The 16,653-nt window shown below is 59.3% G+C and carries 13 protein-coding genes; 9 read left to right on the top strand and 4 right to left on the bottom strand.

Going from position 1 to position 16,653, the window contains the following annotated elements; genetic code table 11:
• Positions 1 to 63: 63 nt before the first annotated feature.
• The 3 genes from UB23_RS06345 to UB23_RS06335 form a co-directional block, all read right to left on the bottom strand.
• Positions 64 to 1,338, bottom strand: a complete 1,275-nt coding sequence (locus tag UB23_RS06345) for an MFS transporter (RefSeq protein ID WP_045058472.1) — start codon at positions 1,336 to 1,338, stop codon at positions 64 to 66.
• A 55-nt stretch (positions 1,339 to 1,393) separates the two neighbouring features.
• Entirely contained in the window at positions 1,394 to 2,548 is a 1,155-nt protein-coding gene (locus tag UB23_RS06340; RefSeq protein WP_045058471.1) for an acyl-CoA dehydrogenase family protein, read from the bottom strand.
• Positions 2,549 to 2,609: 61 nt separating this feature from the next.
• A complete protein-coding gene (locus tag UB23_RS06335; RefSeq protein ID WP_045058470.1) occupies positions 2,610 to 3,476 on the bottom strand; it encodes an IclR family transcriptional regulator in 867 nt (288 codons plus the stop codon).
• Positions 3,477 to 3,713: 237 nt separating this feature from the next.
• Here UB23_RS06335 and UB23_RS06330 point away from each other — a divergent pair, with 237 nt between their 5' ends.
• The 6 genes from UB23_RS06330 to UB23_RS06305 are packed head-to-tail and all read left to right on the top strand — an operon-like array spanning position 3,714 to position 10,307.
• Positions 3,714 to 4,499 carry an enoyl-CoA hydratase gene (locus UB23_RS06330; RefSeq protein ID WP_045058469.1) on the top strand — a complete coding sequence of 262 codons (786 nt, stop codon included), beginning with the start codon at positions 3,714 to 3,716 and terminating at the stop codon, positions 4,497 to 4,499.
• A 3-nt stretch (positions 4,500 to 4,502) separates the two neighbouring features.
• The gene (locus UB23_RS06325; protein ID WP_045058468.1) at positions 4,503 to 6,032 is read left to right on the top strand and encodes a 3-hydroxyacyl-CoA dehydrogenase; all 1,530 of its coding nucleotides are present in this window, start codon (positions 4,503 to 4,505) and stop codon (positions 6,030 to 6,032) included.
• Positions 6,033 to 6,056: 24 nt separating this feature from the next.
• Positions 6,057 to 7,259 carry a 3-oxoadipyl-CoA thiolase gene (locus tag UB23_RS06320; RefSeq protein WP_045058467.1) on the top strand — a complete coding sequence of 401 codons (1,203 nt, stop codon included), beginning with the start codon at positions 6,057 to 6,059 and terminating at the stop codon, positions 7,257 to 7,259.
• 24 nt (positions 7,260 to 7,283) lie between these two features.
• A complete protein-coding gene (locus UB23_RS06315; protein WP_045058466.1) occupies positions 7,284 to 8,522 on the top strand; it encodes a CaiB/BaiF CoA transferase family protein in 1,239 nt (412 codons plus the stop codon).
• A gap of 59 nt (positions 8,523 to 8,581) precedes the next feature.
• Positions 8,582 to 9,346, top strand: coding sequence for an electron transfer flavoprotein subunit beta/FixA family protein (locus UB23_RS06310; RefSeq protein ID WP_045058465.1), 765 nt, complete (start codon positions 8,582 to 8,584; stop codon positions 9,344 to 9,346).
• A 16-nt stretch (positions 9,347 to 9,362) separates the two neighbouring features.
• On the top strand, positions 9,363 to 10,307 hold the full coding sequence (locus tag UB23_RS06305) for an electron transfer flavoprotein subunit alpha/FixB family protein (RefSeq protein WP_045058464.1): 945 nt from the start codon (positions 9,363 to 9,365) through the stop codon (positions 10,305 to 10,307).
• Positions 10,308 to 10,349: 42 nt separating this feature from the next.
• Here UB23_RS06305 and UB23_RS06300 read toward each other — a convergent pair whose 3' ends face one another.
• The gene (locus UB23_RS06300; protein WP_045058463.1) at positions 10,350 to 12,218 is read right to left on the bottom strand and encodes a sigma-54-dependent Fis family transcriptional regulator; all 1,869 of its coding nucleotides are present in this window, start codon (positions 12,216 to 12,218) and stop codon (positions 10,350 to 10,352) included.
• A 313-nt stretch (positions 12,219 to 12,531) separates the two neighbouring features.
• On the opposite strand from UB23_RS06300, the gene UB23_RS06295 reads away from it, so the two are divergent.
• The 3 genes from UB23_RS06295 (at position 12,532) to gabD (ending at position 16,582) form a co-directional block, all read left to right on the top strand.
• Positions 12,532 to 13,332, top strand: coding sequence for an SDR family NAD(P)-dependent oxidoreductase (locus UB23_RS06295; protein ID WP_045058462.1), 801 nt, complete (start codon positions 12,532 to 12,534; stop codon positions 13,330 to 13,332).
• A 125-nt stretch (positions 13,333 to 13,457) separates the two neighbouring features.
• The gene (locus UB23_RS06290) at positions 13,458 to 15,137 is read left to right on the top strand and encodes a flavin-containing monooxygenase (protein WP_045058461.1); all 1,680 of its coding nucleotides are present in this window, start codon (positions 13,458 to 13,460) and stop codon (positions 15,135 to 15,137) included.
• Positions 15,134 to 16,582 carry an NADP-dependent succinate-semialdehyde dehydrogenase gene (gabD, locus tag UB23_RS06285; protein ID WP_045058460.1) on the top strand — a complete coding sequence of 483 codons (1,449 nt, stop codon included), beginning with the start codon at positions 15,134 to 15,136 and terminating at the stop codon, positions 16,580 to 16,582. The genes UB23_RS06290 and gabD overlap by 4 nt, the downstream gene beginning before the upstream one ends.
• The last annotated feature ends 71 nt before the right edge of the window (positions 16,583 to 16,653 follow it).

Genomic DNA, 16,653 nt, shown 5'->3' with positions numbered 1-16,653 from the left:
CGGGTACCACGGAACAACCTTGTCTCATTAGCCGCACTACCAGACCTCCAAGGCTTACAAGCGCTACTGCTTTTGCGGGTCGAACTGCTTGTCCCTGATAAACAGCGCCGGAATCACGCCGCAGATAAAGTAGGCAGCGCCCATGACCAGAAAACCCACACCGATCGAGCCATGAGAGGCGAGGAACCCGATAGCAGCCGGAGCAATCGCTGCACCCAGACGCCCAATATTGTAGGCCCCACCCACGGCAGATCCACGAAATTTGGCTTCGAAGCTTTCGGTCATGTACGTGGCGTTCACGCCGTAGGGAATACCGTACAAAAAGCCGAACACCACCAGCATCCAGAGTATGTTTTCCTGGCTCTGGAACAGCACGATCACCGGCAGAAACACTGCCGTTCCCAGTGCGCCAAAGGCGAATACGCTTCTACGTCCCACGCGGTCTGCAGCCATGCCAGCGAGAATTTTGCCGAGGATCATGGCGGTGTAAGTGCCCACCATGTAGCCGGTCATGGACTTGAGGTTCATGCCCAGCTCACTCTCCAGGTAGGTTGGCAGCCAGTTGTTCACTCCGTAGTAGCCGAACTGTAGGAAACCGGCAGTCAGCGCCCAGCAGAAAAACATCCGGCGCGCCTGGGGATCGCTGAAAATCTGCTTGTACATGCTGTCACGTTTCACCACTGATCCCTGACGGATTCCCGCGAGTTTTTCTTTGGCTCGCTCGGCCTGGGCGTTGATCCAGGCCTGTGGTTCCGGTACGAAATGTTGCATCACCAGAGCAAGGATCACCGGGATAATCGCGATATAGAAAAGCCAGCGCCAGCCATGGACCGGCAAGATCCAGCCAGCCAGCAAGGTCGCGACAATGTAGCCCACAGACCAACCGGCCTGGAGGGTGCCAAGCACGGTGGTGCGATAACGGGTAGGGACGTACTCGGACATCAGGGTATTGCACGCCACATACAACGCGCCGATTCCTAATGAAGCCAGGAACCGGATAGTTGCGAACTGCCAGTAGGTTTGCGTCAGGCCCAGGGCGGCTGTGCCGACGGAGAACAGCAAAATACTCCAGACCACGGTTTTCACCCGGCCGAATCTGTCACACGCCCAGCCACCGTAGATTCCGCCGATCGCCATCCCGGCCAAGGTGAAACTGCCCAGGCTTCCGGCCTCTACGTTGGTGAGGCCAAACTCAGCCTTCAGACTATTGAGGCTGTAAGACAGCAACATCAAATCGGCGCCGTCGATTAACAAGCCGAGAAAACAAAAAATAAAGACCAGTACCCAAGTACTGGACTTGGCGTGCGCCGTCGCGCTTGCCTGAGCAGCAGCGTCCATAGAGTTACCTTATTGTATTTATGGGGTAGAACTGGAGCAGGAAAGGGCGTTTGCCTCAGCCTTGAGCGTCTCGAATCATGTTTCGCGCAATTACAATCTGCTGGATCTGGGTGGTGCCTTCATAAATGCGGAACAGGCGCACATCCCGGTAGAAGCGCTCTATGGCGTATTCGCTGACATAGCCGGCGCCGCCATGGATCTGCACACAGCGATCGGCAACGCGCCCGCACATTTCCGTAGAAAACATCTTGGCGCACGAGGCTTCGGTGCTCACATTGTGGCCATCGTCGCGTTTGCGGGCAGCATCCAGGACCATACAGCGGCTCGCGTAGATTTCCGCTTTGCTGTCGGCCAGCATTGCCTGGATCAGCTGGAACTCAGCGATAGGTTTACCAAATTGTTTGCGTTCCAGCGCATAGCGCAGGGCATCGTCGAGCATCCGCTCAGCCGCCCCCACACTCAAAGCCGCAATGTGCAGGCGGCCCTTGTCGAGGACTTTCATGGCGGTTTTGAAACCCACGCCTTCGAGGCCGCCGATCAATTGGCTGGTTGGCACGCGAGCGTTTTCAAAGATGACGTCACAGGTGTGGGCGCCTTTGTGGCCCATCTTGTGGTCGGGTTTGCCCAAGGACACACCGGGTGTACCGCGTTCGACGATAAACGCGCTGATACCGCCAGCACCTTTAATTTCGTTGCTTGTACGCGCCATCACGGTATAGATGCCGGCGTGTGGGGCGTTGGTGATGAAACGCTTGGTGCCATTGAGGATGTAGCTGTCGCCATCGCGCACGGCGCTGGTCTTGAGCGAGGCGGCATCAGAGCCGGCATCGGGTTCAGTCAGGCAGAAAGAGCTGAGCAACTCGCCGCTGGCAAGCTTGGGCAGGTAATGCTGTTTCTGCTCGGCGGTGCCATCCAGGAGAATACCGATGGAGCCAATGCCGTTGTTGGTGCCGATGTAGGATCGAAACGCCGGGGATGTGCGCCCTAATTCAAAGGCGATATTCACCTCTTCTTCCATCGTGACGCCCAGTCCGCCGAACTCTTCCGGCAGCGTGAGACCGAACAGCCCCATGGCCTGCATCTGTTCGACGATGTCCTGGGGGATCGAGTCGGTGTCAGCCACCTCATTTTCGCGAGGAATCAGCACCTCGCCGACAAATTGGCGAAGTGAATCCAACAGAATCTGCAGGGTTTCGGTATCACGGATCATGTGCGCTCCTAACGCTCGCAGGCGAGCGGTTCTTTTATCAGGGCGCCGTTACTCCGTTGCGTCAGCGAGCAGCGGCGCCAATGTTGTTAACCATGTTGATCAGGCGCGGCCCGATATCGTCCATCAGTCGTTCACGCGGCAGTTGAAAACTCGGTCCGCCGCAGTTGAAGGTCAGCAACCCGTACTGCGGATGCAGCAGCGGTACCGCTACGGAGTTCACGTCGCGATGCCACTCGCCGATCGACAGGCAAAAGCCATAGTCGGCGTAATCCCTGAAGGCCCGGTCCAATCCCTTGCGAATGGTTGGCCACTGCTCCGATTCACGCTGGCGGATATGGTCGAGCAAAAACTCTCGCTCGGTCTCGGGCATTGCCGCCAGGCAAGCGCGGCCTACCGAGCTCTGTGCCAGTGGCAAGTAACTGCCGGTCTGGCGGCGCATGGTCATGTTGCCCTGACCCTGAACCACATCCAGGTACACCATCTGCAGGCGATCACGGGAAGCCATGGCGACCGCCGCCTGCGCATGATTGGCCAGCTCTTCCATCAACGGATGAGCCACCGTGCGAATCGCCAGGTTCGACAGCATGGCGTAGCCAAAACCCAGCACCCCGACATCCAGCTGATACTTGCCCGAATGCACTTCACGTTTAAGGCAACCCAGACGCATCAGCGTGTTGGTCAATCGCGTAACGGTCGGTTTGGGCAGGCCGGTCAGACGTGCCAGATCCTGATTGCCCAACACGTTGTCGCGTGGGGTAAAGCACCGCATCAACTCCAGCCCGCGTGCCAGCGCCGTTACGAACTGACCGCTGTTTTCGTCATCGCTCAACGCGCTGGTGGGGTCGAGCATGCCCATCTTAAGTAACCCGATTTCGTCCGCTCCGCTTTTCGTGTCGGCGGCCTGTTGATCTGCCTTGATGCGAGCCATGGTAGAACCCCAATTTAAATAAATGCAAGAAAATAAAATGTAGTTTCGCTAGGCGAAATTATATGCGCTAGCGTTCTAAAAACCAACAGACATGTTTTATGTCGGTAAAGACCAGTAAATACTGGTCTTTACGCAGGGTTAAGCTTTTTCTGTTTACAGGACTTCGTAAGAATACCTATGATTGATGGTAAATACGGAATCCAGTTTCGCCTGGCGAAACAATAATAAGAGGTCGATATGAACTCCCACCCAGAGCACGTCGTGCATCTGCACATACAAGACAATGCAGTCGCAGTCGTGCGCATTGAGCGGCCCGAAGTCAAGAACGCCCTTAACAGCGCCGTCCGTGAGCAACTGGCCGATATCTTTCGCGCCTTGGCCGCAGATGACCGCGTGCGTTCAATCGTCCTCACGGGCGGCGAGCAGTGCTTCGTTGCCGGCGCCGACATCCGCGAGTTTGCCCAGGCCAGCCCTGTCGAGATGTATCTTCGTCACACGGAACGCTTGTGGGACGCTATCGCTCGCTGCCCCAAACCGATCATCGCTGCCGTGAATGGGTTTGCCCTGGGCGGCGGCTGCGAACTGGCGATGCACTGCGACATCATTGTTGCCGGTCAATCGGCGCGCTTCGGTCAACCCGAAGTCAAGCTTGGCCTGATGCCTGGAGCTGGCGGCACTCAACGGCTGATCCGCGCAGTCGGCAAATTCCAGGCCATGCGAATAGCGTTGACCGGATGCCTGGTGCCTGCCCCCGAAGCACTTGCGATGGGCATGGTCAGCGAAGTGGTCAGTGATGAGCTCACTCTGCCCCGATCCCTTGAACTGGCCGCGCAAATAGCCGCGTTGCCGCCTCTGGCCGTCGCACAGATCAAAGAAGTCATGCTGCTCGGTGCCGACCTGCCTCTGGAGAGCGCATTGGCCTTGGAGCGCAAGGCATTTCAGTTGCTGTTTGATTCCAGGGATCAAAAGGAAGGCGCCACTGCGTTCCTTGAAAAACGCCAAGCAACCTTTACTGGAGAATGACCCATGACACGTGAAATCAAACGGATGGCTGTCGTGGGCGTGGGTGTCATGGGCACGGGCATTGCCCAGATTGCGGCACAGGCCGGCGTTGAGGTCATGCTGTTCGATAACCGTGAAGGTGCCGCGCAGGCCGCTCGCGAAAACCTCCAACAGACCCTGGACAAGTTGGTGGCCAAAGGCAAGGTCCCGGCCAGTGATGCCCAGGCAACCCTTGAGCGCCTGCATGTCGCCGGCGCATTGACTGATCTCAGCGACGTTGACGTAGTGGTGGAAGCCATCATTGAGCGCCTCGATGCCAAGCAAGCCTTGCTCGCCGAGCTTGAGGGCGTCGTTGGCGACGACTGTATTCTTGCTACCAATACCTCTTCGCTGTCGGTCACCAGCATCGCACGCGAGTGCCGCAAGCCTGAACGTGTGGCAGGGTTTCACTTTTTCAATCCGGTGCCGCTGATGAAAGTGGTGGAGGTCATTGATGGCCTGGCCAGTGATCCTCGCGTCGGTGACAGCCTGCAGGCATTGGCCGCGCGGATGGGGCACCGAGGGATCCGCGCCAAAGACACCCCTGGCTTCATCATCAACCACGCGGGTCGCGCTTACAGCACTGAAGCCTTGCAGATACTCAAGGAAGGCGTCGCCGAGCCCGCCGAGATTGATCGCATTCTGCGCGAAGGCCTGGGTTTCCGCATGGGCCCCCTGGAGCTGTTCGACCTCACCGCGTTGGATGTCTCCCACCCAGTGATCGAGTCTATTTATAACCAGTTCTACCAGGAACCCCGTTATCGGCCCGCTGCGCTGACCCGCCAAATGCTTGAGGCTGGCTATGTAGGGCGTAAGGTGGGGCGTGGTTTTTACCGCTATGCCAACGGCCAAATGGTCGATGTTCCGCAACCCCAGCCCGTGCCTGTTGTGGAGTCTATGCCGCCTGTGTGGTTGGGTACCGAGAATGATGCTGACCGTACCAGCCTCAGCGCGCTGTTGGGGCGCCTGGGCGCCCAGGTGGAGCAGGGCAGCACGCCTTCCGACGCTGCGCTTTGCCTACTGGCGCCCTATGGCGTGGACGCGACACGCGCAGCGCAGCGTTTTGGCGTAGACCCGACGCGCACGATCTGTATTGACCCGCTGCTCGATTGCACGCGCTACCGCACACTCATGCTCACACCGGCAACCGGCATCGATATGCGCCAAGCGGCTCATGCGCTGCTGTCTCGCGACGGTGTGGGCGTCAGCGTGATCAATGACAGTGTCGGCTTCGTCGCTCAGCGGGTGCTGGCGATGATCGTCAACCTGGCGGGCGATATCGTCCAACAACGCATAGCCAGCGTCGAAGACCTTAATGAAGGCGTGCGTCGTGGGTTGGGTTACCCGCAGGGCCCGCTGGCCTGGGGCGACAGTGTCGGCGCGCAGCGCTTGCTGACCATCCTCGAACGCATGACCGAACTGACCGGGGACCCGCGTTATCGGCCTGGCCCCTGGCTGCGCCGTCGTGCGGCCCTGGGCTTATCGCTGTGCCATCCAGAACCGACACTGACCTGATCTATCAACGCTTAGGAAACTGCCATGCTTGATGCTTATATTTTTGCGGGGTTACGTACGCCTTTCGGTCGCCATGCGGGCGCCCTCGCGCCAGTACGGCCTGACGACCTTGCGGCCCACGTGATTCGGGAACTGCTCGCGCGCAACGCCATCCCTGGCGAAGCTATCGAGGACGTCATTCTCGGCAATACCAATCAGGCCGGTGAGGACAGTCGCAATATTGCGCGTCACGCGGCACTGCTTGCCGGGATGCCCGTTACTGTGCCTGGGCAGACGGTCAACCGATTGTGCGCCAGCGGGCTGGCAGCCGTGATTGATGCCGCGCGCGCAGTCACTTGCCAGGAAGGTGAATTGTATGTGGCCGGTGGGGTGGAGAGCATGTCGCGCGCACCCTTCGTCATGGCCAAAGCCGAGGCTGCCTACAGTCGGGATTTTACGGTGTACGACAGCACCATCGGCGCGCGTTTTCCAAACCCCAAAATCTTGGCGGAGTTTGGTAATGACACCATGCCGCAGACTGGCGACAACGTGGCGCAGGAATACGGCATCGACCGTGAACAGGCCGACGTTTTTGCGGCCCGCTCGCAAGCCAATTACGAAGCCGCGCGGGAAAGCGGTTTCTTTGACGATGAAATTCTGGCCGTCAGCGTGCCCACTGGCCGTAAAACACCGCCCAACCTTGTGGAACACGACGAACACCCGCGCCCGCAATCTGACCTCGCGGCGTTGAGCCGGCTGCGACCTCTGCACGAGGGCGGGGTGGTCACCGCCGGCAATGCATCCGGTGTCAACGACGGCGCTGCCGCGCTATTGATCGGCTCGCGTGCGGCAGGCGAACACCATGGTCTGGTGCCCATGGTGCGCATCCTGTCGAGCGCAGTTGCAGGTATCGCACCTCGCATCATGGGTGTGGGGCCTGTGGAGGCAATCAATAGAGCGCTGGCGCGGGCAGGCCTGACGTTGGCGGACATGGACATCATCGAAATCAACGAAGCATTTGCCAGCCAGGTTCTGGGTTGCCTCAAAGGGCTCGGCGTGGCGTTCGACGATCCTCGCGTCAACCCCAATGGCGGCGCGATTGCGGTGGGCCACCCCTTGGGCGCCTCCGGTGCGCGTCTGGCCCTCACTGCGGCGCGCACGTTGCAACGCAGCGGTAAGCGCTATGCCGTGGTGAGTCTGTGTATCGGTGTCGGCCAAGGGCTGGCGATGGTGATCGAGCGTGTGTAACCGCTCAAGCAAAGGTGAAATGACATGGGTGCTTTGACTGGATACCGCGTACTCGACTTGAGCCGTGTGCTTGCCGGCCCCTGGTGCGGACAGACACTGGCCGATCTGGGCGCAGAAGTGATCAAGGTTGAACGGCCGGGTGTGGGCGACGATACCCGGGGTTGGGGCCCGCCCTGGATGAAAGGCCAGAGCGATGAGTTGACCTCTGAAGCGTCGTATTACCAATCAACCAATCGCGGCAAGTTATCGGTAGCGCTGAACCTGGCTAGCCCGCAAGGGCAGGAGTTGGTGCGTGCACTGGCGACCGGCTGTGATGTGCTGATCGAAAACTACAAGGCTGGCTCCCTGGCCAAGTACGGATTGGATTACGCCTCGTTGTCGCAGTTGAACCCTCGGCTGGTGTACTGCTCCGTCACAGGATTCGGGCAGACCGGCCCGCGTGCGGCCGAACCCGGTTACGACTTCATCGTGCAGGGCATCGGCGGGCTGATGAGCATTACCGGCGAGCGCGATGACTTGCCCGGTGGCGGTCCGCAGAAGGTTGGCGTGGCTTTTTCCGACCTGATGACCGGCCTTTATTCCACGGTTGCCATCCAGGCGGCGCTGCTCAGCCGGGAAAAAACCGGTGCAGGGCAGCACATCGATATGGCGCTGCTGGACGTGCAGGTCGCAACCTTGTGCAATCAGAGCCAGAACTACCTGGCCTCGGGCAAACCGCCGGGGCGTTATGGCAATGCTCACGCCAATATCGTGCCGTATCAGGTGTTCCGTGCCAGCGACCAGGACTTCATCATCGCCTGCGGCAACGACTCGCAGTTTGTCGCGCTGTGCGACGCCATTGGCCTGGGCCACCTGCCGGCAGACCCTCGATTTACGCGTAACGCCGACCGTGTGGCCAATCGCGAAGCGATCATCGAGATCTTGTCACGGCACTTCCTGGATGGTCGGGCACAGGAGTGGATTGACCGAGTCCATCCGCGTGGCGTGCCCATCGGTGCGATCAACAGCATTGCCCAGGCCCTGGATGAACCTCAGGTCAAGGCGCGCAACATGCTGGTGACCATTCCACACCCGCTCAAGGCAGACTTCGTGACGGTTGGCAGCCCGATCAAGATGTCGGGCACACCGGTGGAATACCTGCGTCCGGCGCCGATGCTGGGCGAGCACACGGATGAGGTGCTCAAGCGTCAGCTGGGGTTGGACGACGAGCGTCTGGCGCAGTTGAAGGCCAGCGGTGTGATCGAGCAACTGGGCGAGCACTGATCTTTTTTCCCGGTATGCCGGTGGCGTATCGGGTTCACTATGTTGCTATGGAGTTATCCATGAAAGTTCTGGTAGCCATCAAGCGGGTGGTCGACTACAACGTGAAAGTTCGCGTCAAGGCGGACAATTCCGGCGTTGACCTTGCTAACGTCAAGATGTCGATGAACCCTTTCTGCGAAATCGCCGTGGAAGAAGCCGTACGCCTGAAAGAGCTCTCTATAAAAGAAGGGCGCGTTGCGACTGAAATCGTCGTCGTGTCCGTCGGCCCGTCCACCGCTCAGGAGCAACTGCGCACTGCGCTGGCCCTGGGTGCCGACCGCGCCATCCTCGTCGAATCCACTGAAGATCTGACTTCCCTGGCCGTTGCCAAACTGCTCAAGGCTGTTGTCGACAAGGAACAGCCACAGCTGGTGATCCTTGGCAAACAAGCGATCGACAGCGACAACAACCAGACTGGCCAGATGCTCGCGGCATTGAGCGGTTATGGCCAGGGCACGTTCGCGTCGAAAGTTGAAATCAGCGGTGACAGCGTTGCCGTTACCCGCGAAATCGACGGCGGCGCGCAGACGGTTTCCCTGAAACTGCCGGCCATCGTCACCACCGACCTGCGTTTGAACGAGCCGCGTTATGCGTCCCTGCCAAACATCATGAAAGCCAAGAAGAAGCCTCTCGAAGTAGTGACTGCGGATGCTTTGGGCGTTTCCACCGCCTCCACCAACAAGACTGTGAAAGTCGAAGCGCCTGCTGCACGCAGCGCGGGTATCAAGGTCAAGTCGGTGGCTGAACTGGTCGAGAAACTGAAAAACGAAGCAAAGGTGCTTTGAGCTTAGGAGCCTAATCATGACTATCTTGGTAATCGCTGAACACGACAACAAATTAGTGGCTCCAGCCACCCTGAATACCGTAGCTGCTGCTGCCAAAATCGGTGGCGACATCCACGTTCTGGTTGCCGGCCTTGACGCTGGCGCCGTGGCTGAAGCCGCTGCGAAAATCGCTGGCGTGGCTAAAGTGCTGGTGGCCGACAACGCCGCCTATGCGCATCAGTTGCCGGAAAATGTTGCGCCTCTGATCGCTGCTCTTGTCCAAGAAGCAGGTGGCAAGAGCTACAGTCACATCCTGGCTGCCGCCACTTCCAACGGCAAAAACATCCTGCCGCGCGTTGCTGCTGCGCTGGACGTTGACCAGATCTCCGAGATCATCTCGGTAGAAAGCGCCGACACCTTCAAGCGCCCGATCTACGCCGGTAATGCCATTGCCACCGTTCAGTCGAACGCGTCGGTGAAAGTGATCACCGTGCGTGCTACCGGTTTTGACCCGGTGGCGGCGGAAGGCGGTTCGGCATCGATTGAAACCGTTGCTGCTGCTCACGACGCTGGCACTTCCAGCTTCGTTGGCGAAGAACTCGCCAAATCGGATCGTCCGGAACTGACCGCTGCCAAGATCGTCGTTTCCGGCGGCCGTGGCATGCAGAACGGCGATAACTTCAAACACCTGTACGCCCTGGCTGACAAGCTGGGCGCTGCCGTGGGTGCTTCCCGCGCCGCGGTCGACGCAGGTTTTGTCCCTAACGACATGCAGGTCGGTCAGACCGGCAAGATCGTTGCGCCACAGCTGTACTTCGCCGTCGGTATCTCCGGCGCGATCCAGCACCTGGCCGGCATGAAAGACTCCAAGGTGATCGTCGCGATCAACAAGGACGAAGAAGCGCCGATCTTCCAGGTGGCCGATTACGGCCTGGTGGCGGACTTGTTCGAAGCCATCCCTGAGCTGCAGCAGGCTCTGTAAGCACCGCACGCCAGGCGAGCGAAAAGCTCGCCTGGCACAGACTCAATCGTACGAGCCCTTGCCGGGCATTTTGATGCCATGCGCGTTCACTTTGCGGTACAGCGTTGCACGGGAGACCCCCAGTTCGCGCGCGGCCAACAGAGGTTTCCAGCGGTTGCGCACAAGCGTGTCGATCAACGCCTGGCGTTCCGGGCTGCCGCTGGCCGTATCCTGGCCTTTTACCGGCGCACTCGCGCCGAGCGTCGCTGGCAGATCGTCCACGCCGATCACCTGGCTTTTACACACAGCACAGGCGTATCGCAGCACGTGATGCAGTTGGCGCATATTGCCCGGCCAGCTGTAATTCAAGAGCATTTCCAGCGCAGACTCGCTCAGTTCAACACGCTCGCCCGAGCGCTCGCACTCATCGTCCAGGAGTCTGTTGATCAACGCCAGTTTGTCTTTGCGTTCGCGTAGCGGCGGAATATCGAAGCGTGCGCCGCTCAGGCGGAAAAACAGGTCTTCACGAAAGCTGCCAGCTTCAACCAGCGTGGCAATATCACGGTGGCTGGCACACACCACCTGAATATCGATGGACTGGGTGCGTGCACCGCCCAGGGGGGCCACTTCGCCTTCGCTGAGTACTCGTAACAGGCGGGTTTGCAGGGCCAGGGGCATGTCGCCGATTTCATCGAGAAACAATGTGCCGCCGTCAGCCTGCTGCAACAGTCCTCGCATGCCTTTGGTCGAAGCGCCGGTAAAGGCGCCAGCGGCATAACCGAACAACTCACTCTCTATCAGGCTTTCGGGAATCGCTGCACAGTTCACTGCGACAAAGGGCTTGTCTCGACGCTTGCTGGCGGCATGCAGTTGCAGGGCAAAAAACTCTTTGCCCGCACCGGTCTCACCATGGATCAGCACGGGCAAACCGCGATCCTTGACACGTACCGCCAGCTCCAGCGCCTGCGCAACCTTGGGGTCCAGCGCTGATGCCGGGCTGCTGGCCAGTGGGGCGCTAATGGGGCGGCGGGGCGCCTTGAGGCGCACGTGCAACCCCATCGACGGCAGAAAGTGGATGTTGTCGTCCCCAGCGGCGGGCAGCTTTGCTGAGGCAAAGGCTTCGTCGACATGTGCGGGGATTCGGCCACAACGCTGTAGCAGCAGGCGCCGCGCAGCGGGGTTGAGCGCCTCTATGAGGCCATCCCGGTCCCAGGCGAACAGGCATTGCGGTTGGCTGTCGACATAACCGGGCAGAGGGTGTGCCCTTAGTACCCATAGGTCTTGGGTGCTGTACATGAAGTACGCGTTTTCGAGTTCGGTAGCACTTTGAATGACCATTTGCCGAATCAAATGCTGACTGCGCCGGTCATCGGGAGCACGCACTGAAGAAACGTCCAATACCGCCAGGATCTCGCCGCCAGGTGAAAATATCGGCGCCGCAGAGCAGGTATTGCCGATAAACGCTGCACGGAAATGATCGAGTTTGTGCACGGTGACCGGCAGCTTGTCGATTAACACCGCGCTGACCGCTGTCGTGCCTTCTTCCTTCTCCGACCAGCACGTGCCGACGTCCATGCCGGAGCGCCGGTACTCGCCGCGCAGGGCTGAGTCGATCCGGTAGTCGACGGTACATCCCAGCGTATCGGTGAGCATCACGCAGTAATCGGCGTCGCGTACGCGGCTGTGAAGCCGTGACATTTCATCACCTGCTAGATGCAGGAAGTCGTCGACACGCTGGCGGTGCTCATTGATCTGGTGAGCCTCCAGCACCCTTGGCCCCTGCAGGGACCCAGGGTCGAGCTTGTAATGCTGCACCGAGCGACGCCAGGAATCGAGGATGGCGTTGGGCACTGGCAGGGTCGGGGCATTCTGGGCAGTGCGCAGTACGCGACTCACGTGTTCCACATGAGTCTTCGAAAAACCAGAGGACATGGTACCTCCGAAGGTTGGATCTTATTTTTCTGTTGATGGCCATTAAAGGCGGCTTGGCCAATCTCTTCAAGCTGAATCAGTCGGCCGGTGCCGGTGAGACATAACCGCTCAGTATTCGCAGCGCCTCACGGGAGACACGAGCGGTTATGTCTTGCGGCGGCCGGTCGGGCAGCAGCGATCCATCATGCGTCTAGCGCTCTATTCCGGGCGTTATAGCCCGACAGCAAGAGGTTGGCACCCGACTTGCTCTGTCAGTCTCAGCAGGCCGCGTCGAACGGTCGCATCTCAACAACAATAACGACAGAGGCAATACATGAGCGAATTCAACGCTGTGAATTTCTCCCTGAACGGCAAGGTTGCCCTGGTGACCGGCGCTGGCCGTGGCATTGGCCAGGGTATTGCGCTGAGCCTGGCCCGGGCCGGTGCAGAACTGGTGCTGGCCGATTACGACCTGGGCATCGCGCAAGAGGCTGCCGCCTTGGTCCAGGCCCTGGGTCGTCGGGCTGTGGCCCTGCAAGTTGATGTCAGCAAACCCGAGAGTGTCGTCAGTTTGATTGAGCAGGTCAGAGCGCAATTTGGCCGCCTGGATGTGGCGGTCAACAACGCGGGCGTGGTCAGCCTCGGTCGGGTCGATGAACTGGCCGTCAGCGAGTGGGACCGCATCATGAATATCAACGCCCGTGGCGTATTCCTCTGCTGCCAAGCCGAACTCAAGCTGATGCGTGAGCATAACTTCGGCCGCATCATCAACCTTGCCTCAATTGCCGGCAAAGTCGGTTTCCCGGACCTCTCTCACTACAGCGCCTCCAAATTCGCCGTGATTGGTTTTACCAATGCCTTCGCCAAGGAAGTTGCCCGCGAAGGCATCACGGTTAACGCCCTCTGCCCCGGTGTGGTGGGCACCGGAATGTGGCGCGGTGATGAGGGGCTTTCTGCGCGTTGGGCGCAACCCGGCGAAACCGAAGTGCAATCCTGGGAGCGGCATCAGTCCAGCCTGCTGCCTCAGGGGGAAGCGCAAACCGTGGAAGACATGGGCCAATTGGCGGTTTACCTGGCGTGCGCTCCCCACGTTACCGGGCAGGCGATCGCTGTTGATGGCGGCTTCTCGCTCTAACTGCCCCCCGTTCACTTACCAGGTTCATGTCCGCTGAATCCTTATTCAGGGAGCGGATACGGCTTGCCTGCAGCTTTGTTGTTGAGTGAAGCCTGCAGGCGCACTGATCGAAACAGGAGAACATAATGACAACTACAGTTCTGGCCAAACGTTCCGTTGGCACCGACGTTATCAACTACGACGCCATCGTGATCGGCGCAGGTTTCGGCGGCATTTACATGCTCAAGAAATTGCGTGATGAATTAGGCTTGAAGGTGCGCGCCTTCGACAAGGCCGGTGGTATAGGCGGTACCTGGTTCTGGAACCGCTACCCCGGCGCCTTATCCGACAGTGAATCGTTTGTCTATTGCTTCTCCTGGGACCGTGAGCTGTGCCAGGCGTGGGACATCACCACGCGCTACCTGACCCAGCCCCAGATCCTGTCCTACCTGAACCACGCCGTGGATCGCCACGATCTGCGGCGCGATATCCAGCTTGAGACAGGCATCACTGCCGCCGTGTTCGACGAGCAGAGCAGCCGCTGGCTGGTCACGGCCGATGACGGTCGTCAATACAGCGCCAAATACCTGGTGACGGCGCTAGGCCTGTTGTCCGCAACGAATGTGCCCAAGATCAAAGGCCTCGATCAGTTCAAGGGGAGCATGTATCACACCGCCAACTGGCCGGCCGATGCCGTACTGGAAGGCAAGCGCGTAGGTGTGATCGGTACGGGTTCGACAGGTTGCCAGGTCATCACCGCGATCGCACCGACCGTTGGCCACCTGACCGTTTTCCAACGCTCTGCCCAGTACACCGTGCCGGTGGGCAACGGTCCGGTCAGTCGCGAATACGTCGACGATATCAAACGTAACTACGACGCCATCTGGCAGGAGGTGCGGTCCTCGCGCCTGGCATTCGGCTTCCCCGAAAGCGACATTCCGACCATGAGTGTGGACGCAGCTGAACGCAAAGCCATCTTCCAGCGCGCCTGGGATGGCGGCGGCGGCTTCCGCTATATGTTCCAAACCTTCAACGATATCGCCACCAGTGAAGAGGCCAATATCGAGGCGCAAAATTTCGTTCGCGAGAAAATCGCCGAGATCGTCAAGGATCCGGAAATCGCCCGCAAGTTGATGCCCCGCGATCTCTACGCCAAGCGCCCGCTGTGCGACAGCGGTTACTACGCGACCTTCAATCGTCCCAATGTGTCTCTGGTTGACGTCAAGGCCAACCCGATCGAAGAAATTACCGCCAAGGGCATTCGGACGGCCGATGGCATAGAACACGAGCTTGATGTGCTGGTGTTTGCCACCGGTTTTGACGCCGTGGACGGTAACTACAAACGCATCGATATTCGCGGCCGCGATAACGTCTTGATGAAGGATCACTGGGCGGACGGACCGTCCAGCTACTTGTCGGTGGCCACCGCCAAATTCCCGAATATGTTCATGATCCTGGGGCCTAACGGTCCGTTTACCAATCTGCCACCAACAATTGAGACCGAAGTGGAGTGGGTCTCCGATCTGATTGGTTTCATGGAGCAGAACGAGTTGGCCTGTGTGGAACCGTCTGCGCAAAGCGAGCAGGAATGGGGCAAGACCTGCCAGGACATTGCCGATCAGACGCTGTTTGCCAAGACTGACTCATGGATCTTCGGCGCCAATATCCCCGGCAAAAGCAACAAGGTGTATTTCTACATGGGGGGGTTGGGCGCGTTCAGCGAGCAATTGGCAGCGGTCAAGAACGATGACTACCGGGGCTTCAAGTTCAAGGCCGTGAGTGTCGAAGGGGCGCCCAAACGTCGCGTAACGGAGAACCTGCAATGAGCTTGAACAACCCCGAACTCTTGCGTCATCGAGCCTTTATCGACGGTGAATGGCTGGCTGCAGACAACGAAGCCACGATCACGGTGAACAACCCGTCGACGGGCGCCACCATTGGCCAAGTACCGCGCATGGGCAAGGCTGAAACCCGCCGCGCCATCGAAGCGGCCGAGCGCGCTCTGCCGGCGTGGCGTGAGCTTTCTGCCAAGGCCCGCGCCAATGCGTTGCGGCGTTGGTACGACTTGATTATCGAAAACCAGCGCGACCTGGCTCACATCATGACCTTGGAACAGGGCAAGCCGCTGCCTGAGGCGCTGGGTGAAATCGTCTTCGGTGCCTCCTATATCGAGTGGTATGCGGAGGAGGCGAAGCGGGTCTACGGCGATATTATTCCGGGCGCAACGGACAAACGCTTGCTGGTCATCAAACAGCCCGTGGGCGTGTGCGCCGCCATCACGCCGTGGAATTTTCCCAGCGCAATGATCACCCGCAAAGCCGGTCCGGCGCTGGCCGCTGGTTGCACAATGGTCATCAAGCCGGCATCCCAGACGCCGTTCTCGGCATTGGCGCTGGTTTACCTCGCCGAACAGGCGGGCATTCCCAAGGGGGTGCTGTCGGTGGTGACGGGCGCAGCGGCAGAGATTGCCGAGGAGCTGACCAGCAACCCGGTGGTGCGCAAGATTTCCTTCACGGGGTCCACTGAGATCGGTCGCCAGATCATGGAAAAATGTGCCCACGACATCAAGAAAGTCTCTCTGGAACTGGGCGGCAACGCGCCCTTTATTGTGTTCGACGATGCCGATCTGGACGCTGCCGTTGAAGGCGCACTCGCGTCGAAGTTTCGCAATGCAGGGCAGACCTGCGTCTGCGCGAATCGACTGTATGTGCAAGACAAGGTGTATGACGCCTTTGTCGACAAACTTGCCTCAGCCGTGGCCGCTCTGAAGATTGGCGATGGTTTTACCGAGGGCGTCACGCTTGGGCCGCTGATTGATGGCAAGGCCGTCGCCAAGGTGCGCGAGCATATCGAGGATGCTTTGGCTAAAGGGGCCAAGGTTGTCCAGGGCGGTGGTGCGCACCCCCAGGGCGCCAATTTCTTTGAGCCCACGATCTTGGTGGATGTGCCGGGCACCGCTCGTGTCGCCAAGGAAGAAACTTTCGGTCCGCTTGCACCGGTCTTTCGCTTCTTCGATGACGCCGAAGTTATCGCTAAAGCCAACGACACCGAGTTCGGCCTGGCGGCGTATTTCTACACCGCGAACCTCAGCCGGGTGTTTCGTTTGGGCGAGGCGCTGGAGTACGGCATCGTTGGCGTCAACACCGGGATTATCAGTTCCGAAGCCGCACCGTTTGGTGGGGTCAAGGCGTCGGGTGTCGGCCGGGAAGGCTCCAAATACGGGCTGGAGGATTACCTGGAGATCAAATACCTGTGCCTGGCCGGCATTTGATCTGTATCGACCCATTTTCAACTGATTGCTTTCTTGAGTGACCGCAAGGGCGCTGCCCTGCGGTCCGGTCA

The organism is Pseudomonas sp. ES3-33, from assembly GCF_000952175.1.
GTDB classification, from domain to species: Bacteria; Pseudomonadota; Gammaproteobacteria; order Pseudomonadales; family Pseudomonadaceae; genus Aquipseudomonas; species Aquipseudomonas gregormendelii.
This window is presented reverse-complemented; position numbering and strand designations above follow the sequence as displayed.